At 48.7% G+C, this 22,667-nt stretch carries 15 protein-coding genes and 1 pseudogene; 9 read left to right on the top strand and 7 right to left on the bottom strand.

All coding sequences use genetic code 11. The features are described 5' to 3' along the window. Positions 1-963: 963 nt before the first annotated feature. Positions 964-2,269: pseudogene (dnaG, locus tag ACI0FR_RS08940) on the bottom strand (DNA primase); the annotation flags it as partial. 380 nt (positions 2,270-2,649) lie between these two features. Here dnaG and ACI0FR_RS08935 point away from each other — a divergent pair. Next, positions 2,650-4,344, top strand: a complete 1,695-nt coding sequence (locus tag ACI0FR_RS08935; protein WP_374831656.1) for a Na/Pi cotransporter family protein — start codon at positions 2,650-2,652, stop codon at positions 4,342-4,344. Between the two features lie 196 nt (positions 4,345-4,540). On the opposite strand, the gene ACI0FR_RS08930 is transcribed toward ACI0FR_RS08935, so the two are convergent. Next, positions 4,541-4,993 (bottom strand): GatB/YqeY domain-containing protein, encoded by a 453-nt coding sequence (locus tag ACI0FR_RS08930; protein WP_374831654.1) that lies wholly within the window; start codon positions 4,991-4,993, stop codon positions 4,541-4,543. Positions 4,994-5,293: 300 nt separating this feature from the next. Between ACI0FR_RS08930 and carA the strand changes: the two genes are divergently transcribed. Then, positions 5,294-6,514 carry a glutamine-hydrolyzing carbamoyl-phosphate synthase small subunit gene (gene carA / locus ACI0FR_RS08925; protein WP_404906085.1) on the top strand — a complete coding sequence of 407 codons (1,221 nt, stop codon included), beginning with the start codon at positions 5,294-5,296 and terminating at the stop codon, positions 6,512-6,514. A 73-nt stretch (positions 6,515-6,587) separates the two neighbouring features. On the opposite strand, the gene ypfJ is transcribed toward carA, so the two are convergent. Then, positions 6,588-7,517 (bottom strand): KPN_02809 family neutral zinc metallopeptidase, encoded by a 930-nt coding sequence (ypfJ, locus tag ACI0FR_RS08920; protein WP_374831650.1) that lies wholly within the window; start codon positions 7,515-7,517, stop codon positions 6,588-6,590. Between the two features lie 457 nt (positions 7,518-7,974). Here ypfJ and carB point away from each other — a divergent pair, with 457 nt between their 5' ends. From carB to ACI0FR_RS08905, 3 genes are all read left to right on the top strand, one after another. After that, positions 7,975-11,463, top strand: a complete 3,489-nt coding sequence (carB, locus tag ACI0FR_RS08915) for a carbamoyl-phosphate synthase large subunit (RefSeq protein WP_374831648.1) — start codon at positions 7,975-7,977, stop codon at positions 11,461-11,463. A 369-nt stretch (positions 11,464-11,832) separates the two neighbouring features. After that, positions 11,833-12,042, top strand: a complete 210-nt coding sequence (locus ACI0FR_RS08910; protein WP_374831646.1) for a cold-shock protein — start codon at positions 11,833-11,835, stop codon at positions 12,040-12,042. Between the two features lie 308 nt (positions 12,043-12,350). Further along, the gene (locus ACI0FR_RS08905; protein ID WP_374831644.1) at positions 12,351-13,553 is read left to right on the top strand and encodes a pyridoxal phosphate-dependent aminotransferase; all 1,203 of its coding nucleotides are present in this window, start codon (positions 12,351-12,353) and stop codon (positions 13,551-13,553) included. Positions 13,554-13,959: 406 nt separating this feature from the next. Here the strand turns inward: ACI0FR_RS08905 and ACI0FR_RS08900 are convergent, their stop codons facing one another. Together ACI0FR_RS08900 and trxB are read right to left on the bottom strand one after the other, a co-directional pair. Beyond that, on the bottom strand, positions 13,960-14,865 hold the full coding sequence (locus tag ACI0FR_RS08900; RefSeq protein ID WP_374831642.1) for a LysR family transcriptional regulator: 906 nt from the start codon (positions 14,863-14,865) through the stop codon (positions 13,960-13,962). A gap of 18 nt (positions 14,866-14,883) precedes the next feature. Then, positions 14,884-15,858 carry a thioredoxin-disulfide reductase gene (trxB, locus tag ACI0FR_RS08895; RefSeq protein WP_374831640.1) on the bottom strand — a complete coding sequence of 325 codons (975 nt, stop codon included), beginning with the start codon at positions 15,856-15,858 and terminating at the stop codon, positions 14,884-14,886. A 334-nt stretch (positions 15,859-16,192) separates the two neighbouring features. Here trxB and ACI0FR_RS08890 point away from each other — a divergent pair, with 334 nt between their 5' ends. Further along, complete coding sequence (locus ACI0FR_RS08890) at positions 16,193-17,593, top strand: TrkH family potassium uptake protein (protein WP_374831855.1); 1,401 nt, start codon at positions 16,193-16,195, stop codon at positions 17,591-17,593. Between the two features lie 177 nt (positions 17,594-17,770). After that, a complete protein-coding gene (locus tag ACI0FR_RS08885) occupies positions 17,771-18,241 on the top strand; it encodes an Lrp/AsnC family transcriptional regulator (RefSeq protein ID WP_374831638.1) in 471 nt (156 codons plus the stop codon). Between the two features lie 352 nt (positions 18,242-18,593). Here ACI0FR_RS08885 and ACI0FR_RS08880 read toward each other — a convergent pair whose 3' ends face one another. Together ACI0FR_RS08880 and ACI0FR_RS08875 are read right to left on the bottom strand one after the other, a co-directional pair. Beyond that, on the bottom strand, positions 18,594-18,809 hold the full coding sequence (locus ACI0FR_RS08880; protein ID WP_374831636.1) for a cold-shock protein: 216 nt from the start codon (positions 18,807-18,809) through the stop codon (positions 18,594-18,596). Between the two features lie 449 nt (positions 18,810-19,258). Continuing rightward, positions 19,259-20,149 (bottom strand): transglycosylase SLT domain-containing protein, encoded by an 891-nt coding sequence (locus ACI0FR_RS08875; protein ID WP_404909690.1) that lies wholly within the window; start codon positions 20,147-20,149, stop codon positions 19,259-19,261. A gap of 271 nt (positions 20,150-20,420) precedes the next feature. Between ACI0FR_RS08875 and ACI0FR_RS08870 the strand changes: the two genes are divergently transcribed. Together ACI0FR_RS08870 and ACI0FR_RS08865 are read left to right on the top strand one after the other, a co-directional pair. Continuing rightward, positions 20,421-20,873 carry a Kazal-type serine protease inhibitor domain-containing protein gene (locus tag ACI0FR_RS08870; protein WP_374831632.1) on the top strand — a complete coding sequence of 151 codons (453 nt, stop codon included), beginning with the start codon at positions 20,421-20,423 and terminating at the stop codon, positions 20,871-20,873. Between the two features lie 204 nt (positions 20,874-21,077). Then, entirely contained in the window at positions 21,078-22,625 is a 1,548-nt protein-coding gene (locus ACI0FR_RS08865; RefSeq protein WP_404906087.1) for a sulfatase-like hydrolase/transferase, read from the top strand. Positions 22,626-22,667 lie beyond the last annotated feature (42 nt).

The raw sequence follows: 22,667 nt of genomic DNA, 5'->3' as shown, positions 1-22,667 counted from the left end.
CAGTATAAGATTGCCCTTAATAGGCAATTAACCCTATACCCTATGTACTGATATTAAGGCGATTTATGCTCATTTTAGCGAGTTTACGCGTTAAAATGAGCATTTAAGCTCGTTTTTGCCACGTATTTCAGCTTTTAAAGCGTGTTTGTTTTCGTCAATTTCACTACATCTTAAGTGCGACTCACATGATTCGCGCTAAAAAAGCGAATCATTTGTTGTCGCAAGGCAAAAGCTGTACATAAAACAACGACTTCAACTGCCCCTTTAACCCGCCTTCAACATCACATTAAAAGCCGCCGGCAGGTCTGCCGGAGGATAAACCAAACCCTTCAATCAGTGCTTCAGTGGCATCAGCTTTGCGAATTTCATTTTGAATTTCGAGCAAACGTCCAAAGACTTCTCCGGTTTCGTCATTCGCCATTGCCGTTTCAAGGGCTGCCTCAACTGCACGCAATTCCTTATGTAGTGTGCGTGCACGCTGATGCAAGTGAAGAGCCTGTTTTAATGCTTCGCGGGCATCATCTTCCGCAGCTCTTGTAGTAGCTGGCCAAAGCCGCGCACGACGCACAATCTGGTCAAGCTGCGCCAGTTCTTCCCCATGCCCGGCTTTGGCCAAAGCCTGATGCATGGCAATACCGTCTTCAACGCGCGAAAGAGCCAGCACATCCAGCATCGCCAGATGCAAATTGCGCAACTGCTCATGTTCCAGATCAAGCGCAGCCATGGCTTCAAAGTCTTCTTCCACCAAACGCGGATGATTGATGAGCGTCATCAAAATAGCAGTTTCGCGCAAAGGCGGCGCAATCGAACCACTGCCTGTGCGTCCGCCCTTTACCAGCGTTGAACGTGCAAGACTATCCGAAATAGTCAGACGAGCTGAACCTCCACCACGTTGTCCAAATTGCCCGAACTGATAATTGCCTTTGCCATTGCCGCCTTTATTTTTATTCCAGCCGGATGTCTTGCGGCCACGGCCAAAGAACTGCTGCGCCCGGTCGCGCATTTCCTGCCCGTAATGGCGACGAATATCCTCATCGGCAATTTTTTGGGTAATTTCACGCAAACGCGCTTCCAACTCGGCGCGCCTTTCAGGCGTGTCGAATGTACCGCCCATCGTTTCACGCATCCAGAGCATATCGGCAAGCGGCTTAGCCTCCTGAAGCACGGCACGAAACCCCTGTGCCCCTTCTGCCTTCACCAGATCATCAGGGTCTTTGCCCTCTGCCAACAAGGCAAAATGCAGCGAGCGACCGGGTTTAAGCACCGGTAGCGCCAGATCCACCACACGATTGGCCGCACGTAAGCCGGCCTGATCGCCGTCAAAACACAAAATCGGTTCAGGATTCATCCGCCATAACAAATTGAGCTGATCTTCGGTCAAAGCCGTACCCAGAGGTGCGACCGCTTGCCCGATGCCAGCCTGCGCCAAGGCAATCACATCCATATAGCCTTCCACCACTATAACCGGTTTGGCTGGCTGACCGCCTTGCGGCTGCGAGGCTTTACGTGCGCGCAAACCATTATAAAGCACACGGCCTTTATGGAATAATTCAGTTTCCGGCGAATTCAGATATTTGGCGGGCGCATCAGACGACATGGCACGGCCGCCAAAAGCAATAATACGGCCGCGCAAATCTTCAATCGGAAACATGATGCGATCACGAAAACGGTCATAGGACACCGGAATGTCAGGCCCCGCCACCACCATGCCGCACGCTTCCATCTGTTCTTTCGACACACCTTTGGAAGCTAAAAATTCTTTCAGTGCATTGCGGCTGTCGGGCGCATAACCGATACGGAATGTCTGCTGTGTGGTGGCTGAAAGCCCGCGATCACGCAAATAAGCGCGCGCTTTGGCACCATTGGCTGCCTGCAACTGCGCCTCAAAATAAGAAGCGGCTAAATCCATCACGTCAAAAAGCGTCGAACGCTGCGCCTCGCGTTGTTCCATCTCCGGATCACGTGCCGGCATCGGCACGCCAGCCATGTCGGCTACACGCTCTACCGCTTCGGGAAATTTCAACCCTTCCAGTTCGGTCAGAAAGTTAAAATGATCACCGCTGACCCCGCAACCAAAACAATGATAGCGACCTTTACGATCTTCGCAGTGGAAGCTTGGGGTGTTTTCCCCATGAAACGGACAACAACCCCAAAAATCGCCGCGTGACGGATTGCTTTTTTTGCGATCAAAGGGAACGCGCGTTCCAATCAATGTTGAGATCGGAACGCGGTCTCTGATCTCATCAAGGAAAGACGGCGGAAAACGCATATATAAAAACCACTTCTCGTAAATCCGTAGCCATGAAAGAGCATGCAGCAATCATGCGCACAGCAATTCAGAGCCGGAAATTTGAACCTTCATCCGGAAAATCAGAATATCACATATATAGAGCTAAGGTCGCTCAAATCCAAAGCTCTGTCACACGACATTTATCATTTAGTGCTTAACCCTGTGCAAAACTTATTTTGCGTGCCAGAACCATGATAAAACTCTGATGTATCAATGGTTGGATTATCCATATTTTAATTCTATATTGTGAGACTTAAGCTTAGGACTTAAAGCGTGATAAAATTTAATATAATCATACGCACGTCACACTTTTCTGGCCCATTCACATTGTTTCAAAACCAACGGAGGGGTAAAATTCATTGAGCGGCTCCGTTGTCCTTTTAAATTTGGCTGGTGCAGTAGCTTTGCTATTATGGGCAACCCGCATGGTGCGCACCGGTGTTGAAGAAGCCTTTGGCGAACAATTGCGCCGTGGTTTGCGCAACCGCATGCAAAATCCGTTGCTGGCCGTCGCTTTCGGCACCGGTCTTGCCATAGCGTTGCAAAGCTCCACCGCCGTCACATTGCTGGTCGGTTCTTTTGTCGGCTCCGGCTTTGTCTCTGGCCTTGCAGGACTCATGGCCGTGCGCGGCGGCGAGCTTGGCTCGGCGCTGGTTGTCAAAATCCTGACCTTTGACCTGACCTTGATGGTGCCGCTTCTGCTCGTTGCAGGTACTGCCATTTCCATGACCACAGAGCGCCATCAATGGCGCCAGATTGGTCGCATCTGCGTTGGTATTGCGTTACTGATCCTGTCACTGGAAATGACCTCGCACGCAACCGAACCTTTGCGTGACAGCCAGTTATTGCCGGTGATCGTCAATTATCTGAAAGGTGATCCGATCACTGCTTATTTGCTGGCAGCATTGATGACGTGGCTGTTTCATTCCAGCGTTGCCGCCATCATCCTGCTGGTCAGCTTTGCCTCACGCGGGTTGATTGATGCCAATCTTGCAGTCGTTATGGTGCTGGGCGTCAATCTGGGTTCATCTGTTATTGCGCCAATTCTCACCCGTAATGCTTCACCGGAAAACCGCATTGTACCGCTCGGCAATCTGCTAATGCGTGGTGCAGGCTCGCTGGTGATGTTGATTTTGGTTGAGACTTTCAACCCTGATTTAACGCTTCTTGGTCATGATTCTGCCTCGCAAGTCATCAACGCCCATATTGTCTTTAACGTCATCATTCTGATTGCCGGCATTCCACTTTCCGGTCTGGTGCTGCGCACTACCAAAGCATTGGTACAAATCAATGCGCATAAATACGGCCCTCAATCTCCGGCAGAGCTTGAACAATATAGCGCGCTGGATAAAGGTGCCTTAAAACATCCAGCACAAGCACTGGCCAATGCGACGCGCGAAGTTTTAAGCGTTTGTGAAACCGTGGAAGTCATGCTTCAGCGCATAATTGATGTTTTTGAAAAGCCTGACCAAACCCGTATTGATGAACTGGCCGCCCTTGATGACCGTGTCGATAAACGGCATATGGCGGTCAAACTTTACCTGACCCAGCTTGCCACACAAAAACTCAACCAAACCGAAGCAGCCCGGATGCAGGAATTGCTCGAAGCCTGCATCAAGCTGGAACAGGTGGGTGACATTATCGTGCGCAATATGCTGGTGCATGTACAGAAGAAACTTGATCAAAATCTGAACTTCACTGAAGAAGGCTGGAAAGAAATTGTCGAGTTTCACGATGTGGTTCTCTCCAATGCGCATCTTGCTTTCAACGTGCTGCTCTCGCGTGACAGCAATACGGCGCGTCAATTGGTGCAGCAGAAAGACCGTTTGCGTGAATTAGAGCGCGAAACCACGCGTCAGCATTTTGCCCGTCTTCGCGCCGGCTCTCCGCGCAGCATTGAAAGCAGTACTATTCATCTGGATACAATTCGCGATTTGAAACAAATCAACTCGCTATTGGCAGCGCTTGCCTATCCGGTGCTGGAAGAAGAAGGTCAGCTTGGCGGCACGCGGTTACGTAAGCTGCCGAAAAATCCAACCTCTGAAAATGCCTGACCATTAAAAAAGCCGCGCTTCATTTTTAAAGCGCGGCTTTTGATATTCTTGCAGGGCTTATGTCTGACGCTAAAAGTTCCTTAACGAAGCTACATTTTTAGTTATCGCAGTGTCGTTTCAAAACATAGTCTCAGCACAGACGTTCTTTGACGAAGCTACATTTTAGTGGTCGCAGTTTCGCTTCAGAGCTTCTATCTTACGATAGCAGTTCTTTAACGAAACTGCTGGCCAAAGCAAAATCCATCTGGCCGGTATAGCGCTCTTTCAGCACCGCCATGATCTTGCCCATATCGCGCAATCCCTGTGCATCAATTTCCTTGATAATATCAGCACAAATCGCCTTCACTTCGTCAGCTGATAATTGCTGCGGCAGAAAATCACGAATGATTTCGATTTCTTCCTGCTCGTTTTGCGCCAGCTCCGGGCGATTCCCTTCTATATAAATTTTGGAGGAATCTTCACGCTGCTTGATCATTTTCGCCAAAATGGTCAAAAGCTCTTCATCGCCGACCGGATCCTTGCCAGCTGAACGATTGGCTATATCGCGGTCCTGAACGGCGGCCATAACCAAACGCAGTGTAGAAACACGGCGTTTTTCCTGTGCTTTCAAAGCATTGTTCAGTGCCTCAGTAATCTGCTGGCGCAACATCTTCGTCTCTCCTGACGGTCATAAAATTCAAAGGAATTTGTGCATTATTCATAAAAACCGACGGTCAGTACTATTAAAACTGCCATAATTGCAAATTATTTTGCAAGGATTGCGTGACAGTCATTGACCGATGCGTCGTGTTTCTCTATTGCCCAAGGCTTAGCAGAGAACTTTGACTATGCACAACGGCGGGAGCATCATATCCCGACGTCTTTACGTGTGTCATATGGCGAGAAACCGGTTTTGTTTCAAGTCACGCTGTGCAACGCTTTAACATCAGCCCGATCAGGAGTGCCTCAAATGACAAATACCACACACACAACTGCACCCTGGTCCAAGACCAAGCCAACCGCTGTACTCGTTCTTGCCGATGGCACTGTCATCGAAGGTATGGGCGCGGGTGCAACCGGAGCAGTTGAAGCAGAAGTTTGCTTTAATACGGCCTTGACCGGATATCAGGAAATCCTCACTGACCCGTCTTATGCAGGTCAGATTGTTACCTTCACCTTCCCACACGTTGGCAATGTTGGTGCCAATGATGAAGATGTTGAAGATTTGACACCAGCCAATCATGCCGGTGCTGTCGGTGTCGTATTTAAAGCACCTGCAACGATTGCTTCCAACTACCGCGCCGGACAGGAACTTGATCCTTGGTTGAAAACCCGCGGCATCATCGGCATTTACGGCGTTGATACCCGTGCTCTCACAGCGCTTATCCGCGAAAATGGCGCACAGAACGCAGTGATCGCGCATGATCCAAATGGCAATTTCGACATTGAAGCACTGAAAACCCGTGCGAAAAGCTGGGCCGGTCTTGAAGGTCTGGATCTGGCCAAAGAAGTCACCAGCGGCCAGTCTTCGGTCTGGACACAAGCACCTTGGGTTTGGAATCAGGGCTACGGCGAATTGAGCGAACCGAAATACCACATTGTTGCTGTCGACTACGGTGTAAAGCGCAACATCCTGCGCATTCTGGCAGGCCTTGGTGCAAAAATCACCATCGTTCCAGCCACCACTTCGGCTGAAGATATTTTGGCCTATCAGCCGGATGGTATTTTCCTGTCCAACGGCCCCGGCGATCCGGCAGCAACGGGCGAATATGCGGTTCCAACCATTCAGAAACTGATTGAAAGCGATATTCCTCTGTTTGGTATTTGCCTTGGTCACCAGATGCTGGCACGTGCACTGGGCGGCAACACGCAAAAGATGCATCAGGGTCATCACGGTGCCAACCATCCGGTTAAAGACTACACCACCGGCAAGGTTGAAATCGTTTCGATGAACCACGGCTTTGCAGTGGATTCAGACAGCTTGCCTGACAATGTCGAAGAAACCCATGTTTCGCTGTTTGACGGTTCAAACAGTGGCTTGCAGGTTATCGGCAAGCCGGTCTTCTCCGTGCAGCACCACCCGGAAGCAGCACCTGGCCCGGAAGACTCACATTACCTCTTCCGTCGTTTTATCAACTTGATTCGTGCCAAGCGCGGAGAAGTTTTACTTCCAGAACGCGACGCAGCTTAAAGCCTGTAAAATTCAAGACAATAAAAAAAGCCGGACACCATGTCCGGCCTTTTTCATATCAACTGAAGCGTTGTTAAATCGCGCCACTGAATGTATCGCAGGCATCAAGCTTGCCGGTTTCAAAACCCCGTTTGAACCATTTTGCACGTTGTTCGGATGTGCCGTGATTGAAACTATCCGGCACCACATAGCCCTGTGAGCGCTTCTGCAAGGTATCATCGCCAATCTGGTGGGCGGCATTCAGCGCATCTTCCAGATCACCGCTTTCAAGCAAACCCTTTTGTTCAGTGTAATAGCCCCAGATACCGGCAAAGCAATCGGCCTGCAACTCAACACGAACCGACATTCTATTGGCTTCGACTTCGCTCATATTCTGACGCATCTGATTGAATTTTGGCAAAATACCCAGCAAATTCTGCACATGATGTCCGACTTCATGCGCCAAAACATAGGCTTGCGCAAAATTACCCGATGCACGGAAACGATTGGCCAATTCATCATAGAAAGTCAGATCAATATAAACCTTCTTGTCGCCCGGACAATAAAACGGCCCCGAAGCCGATGACGCAGTACCACAGGCAGAGCTCACGCGGTCCTTAAACAAAACCAGCGAGGGTGCCGGATATTGTGCGCCCTGTGACTGAAAAATACCGCTCCATGTATCTTCGGTTTCGGCCAGAATGGTGCGGACAAACTGTGTCATTTCATCATTTTGCACCTGTCCGCCTTGGGCAACAGAACGGCCGGATTGCTGTGACTGGGTTTGCGCCGGCATGGAGCCGTCATTAAAAAGCACAGCCCACGGATCAACACCTACAGCCTTCAACACGAAGAACATAATCACCAGAATGACGATGCCGGACACACCGCCGCCGCGCACGATACGAAAACCGGGGCCGCCAAATCCGCCGCCAAAACCGCCTCGGCCGCCACCCAAACCATTATCGCCGTTCACACGACGATCTTCCACATTGTCACTTTGCCTGCGGCCTTGCCAACGCATGCGCGAACTCCCTGTTCAGCTTTAACTTTTAAACTTATAGCACAAAATGGCCCAAACGATCATTTTGAGCTGTAACTTGCCCATTTTTATCTTCAACGATTGCATAGGCCATAGGGTTCCCGCACAAGAAATATGAATGAACCGATTTTGTGTTTCCCATTATTAATCACACAGAGATTCTTTATTCTATTCAGAAACACATTTTCTTTGACAAAAGACGTCTGCTGTTTATGCATATTTGCCAAATTCGCACGCCCCTCTGCTCTGACAGACACCGCTATGCAAAAAATATGGTGCTAACATGCAAAATAATGCCATAAAAATGAAATTAGAGGGTTCCGCTTAAAGCGATCATTGCCTATAAGGCACGCTTAGCCCAATAATTTAAATTGCCGCCAACCCGCCGGATATCCGTGCGGGCTTTTCTGGCAGGCTAAGCAAACAATAGGATGTCACCATGCCGAAACGTACAGATATAAAATCTATCCTTATTATCGGTGCCGGACCTATTGTTATCGGTCAGGCATGTGAATTTGACTATTCAGGTACGCAAGCTTGTAAAGCACTGAAAGAGGAAGGCTACCGCATCATCCTCGTCAACTCCAATCCGGCCACCATCATGACCGATCCGGATTTGGCAGATGCGACTTATATCGAGCCGATCACACCGGAAGTTGTGGCAAAAATCATTGCCAAAGAACGCCCCGACGCATTGTTGCCGACGATGGGTGGCCAGACAGCACTCAATACTGCTTTGTCCCTGCGTCGCATGGGTATCCTTGAACGCTATAATGTAGAGATGATTGGTGCCGACGCGCAAGCGATTGATAAAGCTGAAGACCGCGCTCTCTTTCGTGAAGCCATGCAAAAAATTGGTTTGGATACACCAACATCTTTCCTCGCCAATGCGACAGAAGTTAAAGAAGAAGACCGCAAAGCCCACGAAGCCCGCCGCGCAGAACTGCGCGCCAGCTTTTCAGGTGATGAACTTGATCAGGCGCTCGACAAGCTTGAAACCGAATGGCAGCTTGGTGAAAGCGACCGCAAACAGCGCTATATGGGTCACGCTTTATCGAAAGCGGCTCAAGCGCTTGATGTTGTCGGTCTTCCGGCCATTATCCGCCCGAGCTTTACCCTTGGCGGCACTGGCGGCGGTATTGCCTACAACCGTCAGGAGTTCTTCGACATTATTGAAGGCGGCCTTGATGCCTCACCAACTACAGAAGTGCTGATCGAAGAATCCGTTCTCGGCTGGAAAGAATATGAAATGGAAGTTGTGCGCGATAAAGCGGACAACTGCATCATCATCTGCTCGATTGAAAACGTTGATCCGATGGGCGTTCACACCGGTGACAGTATCACAGTGGCACCGGCCTTGACGCTGACCGATAAAGAATACCAAATCATGCGTAATGCATCGATTGCGGTCTTACGTGAAATCGGTGTTGAAACTGGTGGTTCCAACGTTCAGTTTGCGATCAATCCGGCCAATGGCCGTATGATTGTCATTGAAATGAACCCGCGCGTGTCACGTTCATCGGCTCTTGCTTCCAAAGCAACCGGCTTCCCGATTGCGAAAGTCGCAGCCAAACTGGCTGTCGGCTATACACTGGACGAGTTGGACAACGACATTACCGGTGGCGCAACCCCTGCTTCGTTTGAACCAAGCATTGACTATGTTGTCACCAAAATCCCGCGTTTTGCTTTCGAAAAATTCCCGGGCTCATCCCCTATCCTCACCACTGCGATGAAATCGGTTGGTGAAGTGATGGCTATCGGCCGTACTTTTCAGGAGAGTTTGCAAAAAGCTCTGCGCGGCCTTGAAACCGGCCTCACCGGTTTTGACGAAATCTCCATTCCAGGCATTGAAGACGGCGACGAAAAGAACGCCATCCGCGCAGCTATTGGCACACCGACACCGGATCGTCTGCGCCATGTCGCACAATCCATGCGTCTGGGCCTAACCAATGAGCAGATCCATGATGCGAGCAAGATCGACCCTTGGTTCCTCGATCAGATTGCCGAAATCGTTCAGATGGAACAGCGCGTGCGCGAACATGGTGTACCGCAGGATGCTGAAAACCTGCGTATGCTGAAAGCTATGGGCTTCTCCGATGCCCGTTTGGCCAGCCTCACCGGTCAGGATGCAAGCGACATCGCCAAGCTGCGCGCCGAGTTGAAGGTTCATCCGGTTTTCAAACGCATTGATACATGTGCTGCCGAATTCGCGTCTCCAACTGCTTATATGTATTCGACTTATGAAACTCCGTTTGCAGGTAGCACCGCATCGGAAGCTGGCGTTTCGGATCGTAAGAAAGTTGTTATTCTTGGCGGTGGCCCTAACCGTATCGGTCAGGGTATCGAATTCGACTATTGCTGCTGCCATGCCGCTTTTGCACTGGGTGACGCTGATTATGAAGCCATCATGGTCAACTGTAACCCTGAAACAGTTTCGACCGACTATGACACTTCAGACCGCCTCTATTTCGAGCCGCTGACTGCTGAAGATGTGCTTGAAATCCTGCGTGTTGAGCAGGAAGCCGGCACATTGCACGGCGTTATCGTTCAGTTTGGTGGTCAGACCCCGCTGAAACTGGCTGAAGCGCTTGAAAAAGCCGGCATTCCAATTCTGGGCACATCGCCTGATGCAATTGACCTTGCAGAAGATCGTGACCGCTTCCAGAAGCTGCTGATCAAAAACGATCTCAACCAGCCGAAAAACGGCATTGCCTATTCGGTTGAACAGGCGCGCCTCATTGCCGGTGATCTGGGCTTCCCGTTGGTTGTCCGTCCTTCTTACGTGCTTGGCGGCCGTGCAATGCAGATCATTCAGGACGAACGCGGCCTGCAGTCATACCTGCTCGACACTGTGCCTGAACTGGTACCGGAAGACATCAAGGCTAAATATCCAAACGATAAAACCGGTCAGATCAACACATTGCTGGGCAAAAATCCGCTGTTGTTCGATACCTATCTGGTTGATGCGATCGAGGTGGATGTGGATTGCCTGTGCGATGGCACCGACACTTACGTTTCCGGTATTATGGAGCATATTGAAGAAGCTGGCATTCACTCCGGCGACAGTGCCTGTTCATTGCCGGTTCACACTTTGACACCGGAAATCGTTGCAGAACTGAAGCGTCAGACCGCAGCTCTTGCCAAAGCGCTCAATGTTGTCGGCCTGATGAACGTCCAGTTTGCAATCCAGAAGGGTCAGATCTTCGTTCTCGAAGTCAACCCGCGTGCATCCCGTACCGTTCCGTTTGTGGCTAAAGCCATCGGCACGCCGATTGCCAAGGTTGCAGCCCGCATCATGGCCGGTGAAAGCCTGAAATCAGCGCTTGATTCATATGGCGGCGAGCCGGATATGTCGAAGCGTCCGCATATTGCAGTCAAAGAAGCCGTGTTCCCGTTTGCCCGCTTCCCGGGCGTCGACACGCTTCTCGGACCTGAAATGCGTTCGACCGGTGAAGTGATGGGCCTGGATTACGACTTCGCAGTCGCTTTCGCCAAAGCACAGCTTGGTGCAGGTGTTGATCTTCCGCGTGAAGGTACAGTGTTTGTGTCGGTTCGTGACGAAGACAAAGAGCGCATTCTGCCAGCCGTCAAAAAGCTTGCCGATCTCGGCTTCAGTGTTGTTGCCACTGGCGGCACACAGCGCTTCCTCGCCGAACATGGTGTGAGTGCTGCCAAGGTCAACAAGGTTATCGAAGGTCGTCCGCATATTGAAGATGCAATCCGCAATCGTCAGGTGCATCTGGTCTTCAATACTACGGACAGTGCCAGCGCCGTGTCGGATTCCAAATCAATCCGTCGCGCAACTTTGATGCACAAACTGCCTTACTACACCACTATTTCCGGTGCAGAATCAGCCGCGGAAGCAATCGCGGCATTGAAAGCCGGTTCACTCAAAGTGCGCCCGCTGCAAGATTACTTCACTGCTTGACAGTAACAATAAAAAAGCCGGTGATGACCTCACCGGCTTTTTTAATGGCGATGATGTTATAAAAGGCTCATGGCATTTTCCATGTTCGTTTCCATAAAATCAGCTTAAACTAAAGCCGGTTTTTCTTTAAAATCCTTTATTATTTTGCTGATTTATCAATGATTTTTCATCAATTTATTCGCCTTTGTGCCCGCTTGTGCCTTCTTAAATAATAGCGTATAAGGCATGTATCGATTTTTCGGTCGAGTGACTTTGCGACCCGTGCGGCATGTTCGCGCTTCCTGACGATCTCCAATCCATAATTTCGATCCACGGGACGTGTGAAAACCATACGGACTTGACTCTATACGTTACGCAAAGGAATTTCCCATGGCTACGGGAACTGTAAAGTGGTTTAATACGACCAAGGGCTTCGGCTTCATTCAACCTGATCAGGGCGGTACTGACGTTTTCGTTCATATCTCCGCTGTTCAGCGCGCTGGCCTCAACTCCCTTGATGAAGGTCAGAAGGTTTCTTACGAAATCGTTCAGGATCGTCGTTCAGGCCGCTCTTCGGCTGACAATCTCGTTGCTGCTTAATAAGCAACAAGTGAGTTTCATGAAGAAGGCGGGTTTTTAACCCGCCTTTTTCTTTGCGCCTAACTTTCTTGTACCTATCCGGCACTTGTCCCGCTCTTCAATTTTGTAGAACATTAGTCAGCGCGACGGCTGAGGTGCAATTCTGTCAATTTCACATTCCTCGGCCAGCCGAAATTAAAATGTGACGAAATTTCCGTACCAAAATGCAAAGCTTTTCTTGCGCTTTGTTACCCGATGCGACATAGCAGAATGATAAAATCGCTAAAGCGCGATTTCATAATTTTCATCTGCCACTGAGGAGAATGATTATGGCATTTCTTGCCGACGCCCTTTCCCGTGTTAAGCCATCAGCAACGATTGCTGTCAGCCAAAAAGCCCGCGAGCTGAAGGCTAAAGGCAAGGATGTGATTGGTCTTGGTGCTGGTGAACCTGATTTTGATACGCCAGTGCATATCAAACAGGCCGCCATTGACGCGATCAACCGTGGTGAAACCAAATACACCGCTGTGGCAGGCATTATCGAGCTGCGCAAAGCAATTGTCGGCAAGTTCAAACGCGAAAACGGCCTTGATTATACGCCCGAACAAGTCATCGTCGGCACCGGCGGTAAGCAGATCCTGTTCAATGCATTCATGGCAACGCTCAATCCGGGCGACGAAGTCATTGTCCCTGCCCCTTACTGGGTCAGCTATCCGGAAATGGCAGCGCTGAATGGCGGCACACCTGTTTTCGTCAACACCCGTATGGAAGACAATTTCAAGCTGACTGCTGATGCGCTTGAAAAAGCCATTACCCCAAAGACCAAATGGCTGGTGTTCAACTCACCATCCAACCCAACCGGTGCAGCTTACACGGAAGCCGAGTTGAAAAGCCTGACCGAAGTGCTGGTGCGTCATCCGCATGTATGGATTCTCACCGACGATATGTATGAGCATCTCGTTTATGGCGATTTCAAATTCACCACCCCTGCGCAGGTTGAGCCGTCACTCTATGACCGCACCCTGACCATGAATGGTGTGTCGAAAGCCTATGCGATGACCGGCTGGCGTATTGGTTATGCCGCAGGCCCGCTGGAGCTGATCAAGGCCATGGATATGGTACAAGGTCAGCAGACCTCCGGTGCTTGCTCTGTGGCTCAGTGGGCAGCTGTTGAAGCGCTCAACGGCCCGCAGGACTTTATCTCCCAGAACAAAGCAATCTTCCAGGGTCGCCGTGATCTGGTGGTTTCAATGCTCAATCAGGCCAAAGGCATTACCTGCCCGACACCGGAAGGCGCATTCTACGTTTATCCGTCCTGCGCTGACCTGATCGGTAAAAAAACTGAATCCGGTAAAGTCATTGAAACTGACGAAGATTTCGTCTCTGAATTGCTTGAAGCAGAAGGTGTGGCCGTCGTGCATGGTTCGGCGTTTGGTCTTGGACCAAACTTCCGTATTTCCTATGCAACATCGGAAGACCTGCTTGAAGAAGCCTGCAAGCGCATTCAGCGTTTCTGCGCCAGCCTGCGTTAAGCTCTGCCTGCATTCTAGATAATAAAGGAGCCTGACGGCTCCTTTTTTTGTGGCTACATTCCTCAACACAACTACAAAACAGATCAGAAATTTAGACAAAAAAAAGCCGGACAAAACGTCCGGCTATAAAGTTTTGAAGGAGCGTAAAAGCAATCCTTCAGAGGGGAACACTCATGATGCGCAAATGGGAGGAGAAACGCATCACTGAGATGGCCTTTATATGCACTTATTAGCCGCCAATAACAACAGACCTTATCGCAACCCAGCCATGCATAAATCACATAGCTTTAGTGGAATTTTAAAATACAATAATATCAATGCCTTAATAGATTCACAAAATAAAAAAGGCTTAATCCGTGATTGGGACTAAGCCTTTTGGATAAGAGCCATTGCATCATTCATGCAATCAGTAAGCCCAGTTGCGTGCCTTCGAGAAGAGGAAATCACGAAACACATGCAATTTGGCTGAATTTTTCAATGCTTCCGGATAACAAAAGAATGTATCAAAGGATGGCGTTTCTTCCAGATCAGGCACCATTTGCACCAAACCGGCTTCTTTATCGACCATATAATCGGGCAATACACCAATGCCGATACCACGCTCGACCGCACGACGGATCGATTGCAGATTGTTGACCTGCAATGCCGAAACCCGCTCACTTCCATCGGTGCGGCCGGCAATTTCAAGCCAGTTAAGGCTGGTCAGATAGCTTGGTGCCATCTCACCAAAGGTGATAATACGATGTTCATCCAGTTGCTCCAGCGAGCTCAGCTTACCATATTTGGCAACATAAGCGGCAGAGGCATAAACATGCATATGCACCGTAAATAAACGGCGCTGGATTAAATCAGGCTGCTGGGGCTGGCGCAGACGGATTGCACAATCCGCATGGCGCATGGTCAGATCCAGTTCTTCATTGTCGAGAATAAGCTGCAATTGCACATCAGGATAAAGTTCGATGAATTCCTGAATACGCTCCATCAACCAGCCGGTACCAAGACCAACGGTCGTAGTGACGCGCAACCGCCCGCTTGGCTTTTCTTTACTGTCAGCCAATTTCGAACGGACATTTTCCAGCTTCATCAGCACATCATGTGCCGTGCGATACAAAATCTCACCCTGTTCGGTAAGAATAAGACCGCGCGCATGCCGGTGAAATAACGGCACACCGACATCTTGCTCCAAGGCACTTACTTGCCTTGAAATTGCTGATTGCGACAAATGCAGCGTCTGTGCGGCGTGGGTAAAAGACCCTGCCTCAGCTGCTGCATGGAAAATACGCAATTTATCCCAGTCGAGCGGAGCGACCACGTGTATCCCCTTTTTATTTTATTCGGCTGCTTCGTTGACAGTTTCCTGAGCTGCCAGCCAACGTTCTGCTTCCAAAGCTGCCATACAACCAAGGCCTGCGGCCGTTACTGCCTGACGATAGACATCATCTGCCACATCACCGGCTGCAAACACGCCCTCAACATCGGTTGCGGTTGAATCCGGCGCCGTCCACAAATAGCCATTTGGCTTCTGCTTCAGTTTACCGGCAAATAGCTCCACCGCCGGAGCATGTCCGATCGCAACAAACACACCATGCGTTTCAAGTTCGCTCAGTTCTCCCGTCTGAACATTCTTCAAACGCACACCTGTGACAGTTGCACCAACCGGCGGCTTTGCTTCATTGCCCGTTATTTCATCAACAACACTGTTCCAGATGACTTTCACATTGTCACGCTTCAACAAGCGGTCATGCAGGATTTTTTCGCCACGCAGAAAATCGCGACGGTGAACAAGGGTTACGGATTTGGCGATATGCGAAAGATAAAGCGCTTCTTCAACCGCAGTATTACCGCCACCAACTACAACAACATCACGGCCGCGATAGAAGAAACCGTCACAGGTTGCACAAGCGGATACGCCGCCCCCCATAAAGGTCTGTTCACTTTCCAGACCAAGCCATTTTGCCTGCGCACCGGTCGCAATAATCAGTGCATCGCAAGTGTAAACAGTGCCTGAATCACCGATCAGCTGAAATGGACGCTGATCAATCTTCACTTCCGTGATGAGATCATAAGCAATTTCCGCGCCGACATTTTCGGCCTGCTTTGCCATCTGCTCCATCATCCACGGACCCTGAACCGGATCGGCATAGCCTGGATAATTTTCCACTTCCGTGGTGATCATCAGCTGGCCGCCCTGCTGCATGCCGGTGATGATCAAAGGTTTTAACATGGCACGCGCTGCATAAATGGCCGCCGTATAACCGGCAGGACCAGAGCCAATAATGATAACTGGCGCATGACGCTGTGACATGAAAAAATTCCTCTCGGGCATAAATTTAAGGGCAACAATCAGCTATTTGACTGACTTGTCAGAATCATCATTTTCAATGTTGGCAGCTAACTGGCCAGACATTGTGTCCAAGGTAAGTTCCAGCATCACCATTTGCAAGATAAGTGCTCGGCAATGACCTGTTTAGCCACAGCTTGTGGCATAAAAAACATAATGCTTATCGCCATCCGCCGCATTGCAGGAAATTACGACAGCGGCTAAGAAGAACAGCTCATGCTTTTGTCTTATGTCCGGCCACGGAGAAGGTGCCATTTTTCGTTCAGTCAGTAATATTTGTGCGCGCTTCGGGCTGATCATGGCTGTGGCTATGCTACTGCCGGCAGCTATTGACCTGCGCGATAATAATGATGACTGGCTGGTTTTTGTGCGCTCTTCAGCAGCGACTGCCGCTTTTTGCACCATGGTGCTGGCGGCAACACAAGGGCAGCATATCCGCTTTACCCCACGGCTCGGCTTTTTACTCACCACCAGTATCTGGCTGACAGCTGCTTTTTTAGGTTCCGTACCACTTTATTTTTCGCATCTGCCGATTTCTTACGCCACCGCATTTTTTGAAGCAATTTCCGGCGTAACGTCTACTGGTGCAACCGCCCTCACCCAACTTGATGAAATGCAGCGCGGTATTCTGCTTTGGCGCTCATTACTATGCTGGATCGGGGGTATCGGCTTTATCGGTTTGGCACTTTTGATGCTGCCATCTTTGCGCGTTGGTGGCTTGGCACTGTTTCATATGGAAAATTCCGACAAATCGGAAAAAGTGCTGCCGCGCATGAACCAGATCGCGCTCGGTATCGTGCTGGCTTACGGCACCATGACCACTGCCTGCATTATCGCTTATTTTGCTGTAGGCATGAATATGTTTGATGCGGTCAATCACGGCCTCACCACTGTTGCAACAGCAGGTTTTTCCACTCATGACAATTCTCTCGGATTTTATGCCGGCAACAAAGCATTATTGATCGTCTCGACCATCTTTATGGCACTTTCAGCCCTGCCGTTTATTTTCTACATCAAAGCTTTAACACCCCGAAGCAACAACACATTATTCGATCCGCAAGTGAAATTGTTCTTTGCCATTGTCATCAGCTTCAGTTTTGCACTCGCCATAGTTTTACGCGTTGGCCAGAATATTCCCTTTGGCGATGCGCTGATATCGGCATCCTTTCATTTTGTTTCCGTCATCACCACCACCGGCTATGCGACAGAAGATTATTCGCTTTGGGGGCCTCCGGCACTCGGCATTTTCTTTCTTGCATCTTTTTTAGGCGGCTGTGCCGGCTCCACATCGGGCGGCATCAAGATGAACCGCCTGATCATTTTAGTCAGCCTGACCCGTGCCAATCTCGCGCGTCTGATCATGCCGCATGCGGTGATCAAAATGCATTATGGCGATTCAGAAATTACCGGCGACATTGCCCAGGTCGTATTGCTCTATCTATTTCTCTACATTGCTTCACTGGTGATCGGCGCAGTTCTTCTTGCCAGTGTGGGTTTAGATTTTATCACCGCTTTTACCGGCGCATTAACAGCGCTTTCCAATGTCGGCCCCGGCCTTGGCGAAACAATCGGGCCGGTCGGCAACTATTCAACTGTTCGTGACAGCGCATTATGGATCTTAAGTTTTCTGATGCTGGCGGGACGTTTGGAACTGGTAACTGTTTTCATCCTGTTTACAAAGGCCTTTTGGGTCAAGTAAGACAGTATTACTGCCCTATTTAGGCTATAAATGGCGGGTTTCAAGCTCCTCAACACCCATAATGAATGATTTACATCCGCACGAAATTTTTGCTAAGAGCAATAATGCATTACTGCTCTTGGGAATCACACATTATTATTACAAATTATCGCAACTTCATTGCGTACGGAGTGACTAATGCCTATTAAGGCTGACCTTGACGAGATTGATTGGAAAATTCTTAGAGAGCTGCAAGATAATGGGCGCATCACGAATGTCGAGCTGGCCGAAAGAGTAGGTATCTCTGCTCCGCCTTGCTTACGTCGCGTTCGCAAATTGGAAGAAAGTGGCGTCATTAACGGTTATCGCGCAATTTTGAATGGCGCGACATTGGGTCAGGATCTGGTTGCTTTCTGTTCGGTTGGCTTGCATCGTCAGTCCGATGCCGATTTAAGAGCCTTTGCCGAAAAGAGCAAATTATGGCCGCTTGTACGGCGTGCATGGATGGTTTCCGGTGAATCGGATTTTCTCTTGCACTGTGTTGCACCCGATTTGAACACCTTCCAGACCTTTGTTATTGAAGAACTCACTTCAACACCTAATGTGGATTCTGTGCGGACCGCACTCACAATCCGCTCGGTTAAAAATGAACCGCTGTTGATTATCTAGAGCGTGTCGCACTTAATCGTATCCACTGTGCTCGCTCTAACGTTTTGTTTTTACGCATGTCTTTATCCCAAAACCGGTGCCCTTTTGGGAGACATGCTCTAAAAAGCATCATAAAAACAAAAACCCCGGCATCGACCGGGGTATTTTTATATTCGGCGTTATTTAAAAGCACGATCATTGATCAAGCAATCACCAAATATACAACCTGACAGATAAGCGCGCAAACAGGTCTCGCGCCAGCTTGAAAAGCACAACGATCTGCATCGCCGCAGCCACATCAATAAAGCATCAGGCTGCGACAGTGCTTAAAAGCAATTGCGCGGCCAAAGCCGACGCACCCGCTTTGGTTCAATTATTCGGTAACTGTAATATTTACAGCTTTAGGGCCTTTGCCACGACGATCAGGTTCAGTTTCGAAAGAAACCTTTTGATTGTCAGTCAGACCTGCCAAGCCTGATGCCTGTACAGCAGAGATATGTACGAAAATATCTGCGCCGCCATCATCAGGTTTGATAAAGCCAAAACCTTTTTCATTATTAAAAAACTTGACCAAACCGGTCTGTGCCATTGGATCCGTTCCTTTTCCTGGCGCTGCGTTCTCATGGGAGAAAGCAGAATTATCGACCGCCAAACGCACCACACGCCCGGCGGAGGGTCATGCAGGCAGTTCTCGAAATAAGGGAAGGAGCTGATCATTGCCGGTTGTCCGACTCGGAACTTATAGCGGTTCCGACACGCAATTCTTCCTGTCTTCCATTGTTCGCAAAATGCCCGAACCATTGAAGACTGCGCGAACTAAGGCGATTTGGCAAGCAAATTTTTTGATTTTAAGATCATACGACCTATCATTTAGTATTACTGCATATACAAGGTGCAATATAATTACAAAAATTGTCATTTGTTCATGTATATTATTTCTTAATATCAATATTGATAAAAAGCTATTCTCTACTATCAGCTCTAATAAAAAGCTGATGATCGTTTCATCCTGTCAGATATGCATTGACAATGCTGCCACTAACGGTTGCGGGTCACAATACAACCACCACCAGAATCGCGTAATTTATTGCAGATATTGTCTGCTTCCGCACGGCTATCAGCGCCAATACGCACGGCATAAATCCCCCATCTGCCCATCGCTGAACGCTGCCGGCTGATATGCGGCTCCTTACTGCCAATGATGTTTTTATAGTGTTTGCGCAAACGTCCCCACTGCGCGACAGCAACAGCGCGCTTGAAATTACCTGCAACCTGAATGCCCCATGGTTGTGGCTTTATCCTGGCTTGAGCAATCATGCGGGTCGCAATAATCGGCAGTCTTTTGCAAGCACTCAAAAAATCCAGTTCTTTATCCAAAGGTTGCATCTCTTTGGAAGGCGCACCAATAAAATCATCCGCATAGGTACCGGTAATATCGAGCACATAACTTTCAGTTTCGAGCGGCAAAAAGCCACCGCGATTAAGCCAGCCACGCACCCGGCCGGAACCCGCATTATAAGCTGCAGCCGCTAAACCCCAATTGCCAAACTCCCGTTTCAAATCCGCCAGCAAAGCGGCAGAGGCCGGGATCGCCTGACTATAGTCAAAAGGATCGGCGAGGCCTCGCTCGCGTGCAGTGGCTGGCATAAATTGCGCAATCCCCTGCGCACCGACAGGACTAACGGCCAAATGATCAAAGCGGCTTTCTTTCCAAATCAAACGCGCAAAAAAACCCGACGGAAGCTGATGGATTGTGGCAGAATCCTCCAGCAACAAACAAACTTGTTCAATGTCAGGCGCTTTTTCCTGCAGTGTTTGCGTCGTCAATTGCGCATCTGTTTCGGCAAAAGATATCTGCGACCCGAAATAGAAAACAGCACCAAGGAGCAGTCCAGATAACAATTTGTAGGGCTTAACTGTTTGCCGCATTCATCAATGACCCAGCCTGCTATAACGCCAAGACGTTAAAATGGTAACAGCTTTCAAGCCTGCCAACTATAAAATTCTAAGTCGGCATTCATACGATTTCTATTGCCAAACCTCATAAGAAAATTCATTCTGAAAATATATCGCATTTTTTCGGTTCTGATAGAAAACTATTTTCAGAGCTGACAAGTCTTGCAGAAAATCAACGCTTAGTGAAAACTGGAACAAAATATCAAACCAGTTTAGCTAAATAAACATTCAGAGTGTTTACATTATGATAAGTTTCAAAAAACTTGGTCTGATATCTGCATTACTCGTTCTATCCGGCTGTGTCGTTGAAAGTAATAACAGCAACCGTCCTGTTGTAAAACCACATCCAGTACAAACCGCATGCCCTTATATTTACGCACCAGTTTGCGCTCAACGTAATAATGTGCGTAAAACCTTACCAAATCAATGTGTAGCCAATGCTCAAGGGTATAGAGTTATCTCGCAAGGCGAATGTGGCAGCCGCCCTAATAACGGCTGGGGCAACAATCAAATTCAGCCAAACCAACCCCATCGGCCGCGTCCGCCCCAACTTAAACCTACAAAACCATCAAACATGGCCTGCACCAGAGAATTCAAACCTGTATGCGCAATAAGGGGCAAAGACAAACGCAGTTTCGCTAATGCTTGCGAAGCACAACGCGCCGGTTACCGTTATGCCAAGGCGGGGCAATGCTGAGCATAAAAAACTCTGATGTATAAAAAACGGCCTGTAAAAAACAGGCCGTTTTTTATTGCCAACGCAAATCAAAGATAAGACAAATTAATAAGTTCATTTATGCCAAAAGCTATTGTGACGTTTCCATGTCTGGATTATGACAACCTGACCATAATTCATGACAGTTTCTCTATTTTAATAAAATGAACTTTGACAGGCATAAGAATGATCGAAAAGAAACGTCTCGCCTCTTTTTTCCTGATGGTCTCGCTTCTTTATTCTTTGGGAAAATATTTTGATCTTGGGAATATTGAAACTGTTCTATACTTTATTGGCGCTATCATTATTTCACGCCTGATCCCGTTCAATGACGACAGAAATATCAATAAAAGATATTATCTGTTGTGGAGCTTCATTCCGCTTCTGCTGATGACAGCCTATATGGGCATTTTTCTCATTTTTGGCGATTTTGATTTCGGCGCCGTGCTCTATCACATGGAAATGGGTGTTGATGGCGGCAGGCCAACAGTACAGGGCAACAGAGTTGTCTTCCTTGTGCTGTCTTTTCTCAGCTTTCTCATTCCGATGTTGTTTTTCAAACGCCATGATAAACGTTTCAAAACATTGGATCCGCTTATCGCGGTCATATTGTTGATACTCAATCCGTTTTTCTGGAATGTTTATGATTTCTACTATGGCAGAAAAGACCAGACACTCTTTGAAAATTATGTGCAGCCACCTTTGCAATTTGCGAACGGCGTTAACAAGAAGAACATCATCATTATTTATGCCGAAAGCACAGAGCGTACCTTTGCCGAAATTGAACACGGCGAGGAGATATTCGCCGAATTTTTAGAGTTGGCTGCGACAGGTATAGAAGCACAGGGTTTGCGCCAGGTTACCAATACCGGCTGGACAATGGCCGGTTTCATGACGTCACAATGTGGTGTACCATTGCAACCGCGTGGCCTTTATCGCGGCAATAATTTTTCGCGTCATAAAGATTTCTTCACCGGTATTTACTGTCTGCCGGATATTTTAAGCGCCAATGGTTATCATACCGAATATATGAATGGCGGCGGTCGCAACTTTGCCGGTCTTGGCGCTTATCTGGACGATCACCATTTCAACCGCACAACCCATTTTGATAATTATGAAAAGCTCGCAGGCGACTATACCAGCTATTGGGGTCTTTATGATGACACATTGCTGGATCTTGCAGAAAAACGCATCGAAGAATTGCATCAGGAAGAACAACCTTTTGCATTTTTCATGGCGACCATTGGGGGCCATGCTTCAAGCGGTTTTCCAACCCGCACCTGTAAGAAAAATATAGAGCAAGGCAATTTAAGCGGCATGCAATTTGCCATTAAATGCTCCGGCTATCACATCCAGAAAACCATCGAGACACTGCGCGCCAAAGGCTTGCTCGAAAACACCATCGTTGTGGTACATAATGATCATCTGATCATGGATAATCCGCATTCTGATGAGCTTAATCAATTCAACCGTATGGACTACTTTACTGTTGTAGGTGACGGTATCGAACCGCGCGTCATCAAGCGTGAAGCTGCAATGTTTGATCTTTTCCCGACCATTCTTGAACTGTTAGGTATGAACCTGCCCGATGGCCGTGCCGGTGTCGGTCGCTCTTTGTTCAATGGCAACAAAAATATGATGGAAGAACTCGGGCCGGACAAACTCAATGAAGTGATCCGGAAAGATCGTTCCTTGCGCCAAAAAATGTGGAATGAGAAACGGCCTGAGCTTTAAAAAATGAAAAGTAAAAAGGAGGGCAATGCCCTCCTTTTTTAA

The organism is Paenochrobactrum sp. BZR 201-1, assembly GCF_044987585.2.
Taxonomy (GTDB): Bacteria; Pseudomonadota; Alphaproteobacteria; order Rhizobiales; family Rhizobiaceae; genus Paenochrobactrum; species Paenochrobactrum pullorum.
This window is presented reverse-complemented; position numbering and strand designations above follow the sequence as displayed.

Bases quoted from the DNA above. Each gene is read 5' to 3' on its own strand.
- ACI0FR_RS08890 (WP_374831855.1), top strand. From the start codon at position 16,193: ATGGCTGTGGCTATGCTACTGCCGGCAGCTATTGACCTGCGCGATAAT.
- carA (WP_404906085.1), top strand. From the start codon at position 5,294: ATGACAAATACCACACACACAACTGCACCCTGGTCCAAGACCAAGCCA.
- ACI0FR_RS08905 (WP_374831644.1), top strand. From the start codon at position 12,351: ATGGCATTTCTTGCCGACGCCCTTTCCCGTGTTAAGCCATCAGCAACG.
- ACI0FR_RS08875 (WP_404909690.1), bottom strand. From the start codon at position 20,149: ATGCGGCAAACAGTTAAGCCCTACAAATTGTTATCTGGACTGCTCCTT.
- ACI0FR_RS08885 (WP_374831638.1), top strand. From the start codon at position 17,771: ATGCCTATTAAGGCTGACCTTGACGAGATTGATTGGAAAATTCTTAGA.
- ACI0FR_RS08880 (WP_374831636.1), bottom strand. From the start codon at position 18,809: ATGGCACAGACCGGTTTGGTCAAGTTTTTTAATAATGAAAAAGGTTTT.
- ACI0FR_RS08870 (WP_374831632.1), top strand. From the start codon at position 20,421: ATGATAAGTTTCAAAAAACTTGGTCTGATATCTGCATTACTCGTTCTA.
- ACI0FR_RS08865 (WP_404906087.1), top strand. From the start codon at position 21,078: ATGATCGAAAAGAAACGTCTCGCCTCTTTTTTCCTGATGGTCTCGCTT.
- trxB (WP_374831640.1), bottom strand. From the start codon at position 15,858: ATGTCACAGCGTCATGCGCCAGTTATCATTATTGGCTCTGGTCCTGCC.
- ACI0FR_RS08930 (WP_374831654.1), bottom strand. From the start codon at position 4,993: ATGTTGCGCCAGCAGATTACTGAGGCACTGAACAATGCTTTGAAAGCA.
- ypfJ (WP_374831650.1), bottom strand. From the start codon at position 7,517: ATGCGTTGGCAAGGCCGCAGGCAAAGTGACAATGTGGAAGATCGTCGT.
- carB (WP_374831648.1), top strand. From the start codon at position 7,975: ATGCCGAAACGTACAGATATAAAATCTATCCTTATTATCGGTGCCGGA.
- ACI0FR_RS08910 (WP_374831646.1), top strand. From the start codon at position 11,833: ATGGCTACGGGAACTGTAAAGTGGTTTAATACGACCAAGGGCTTCGGC.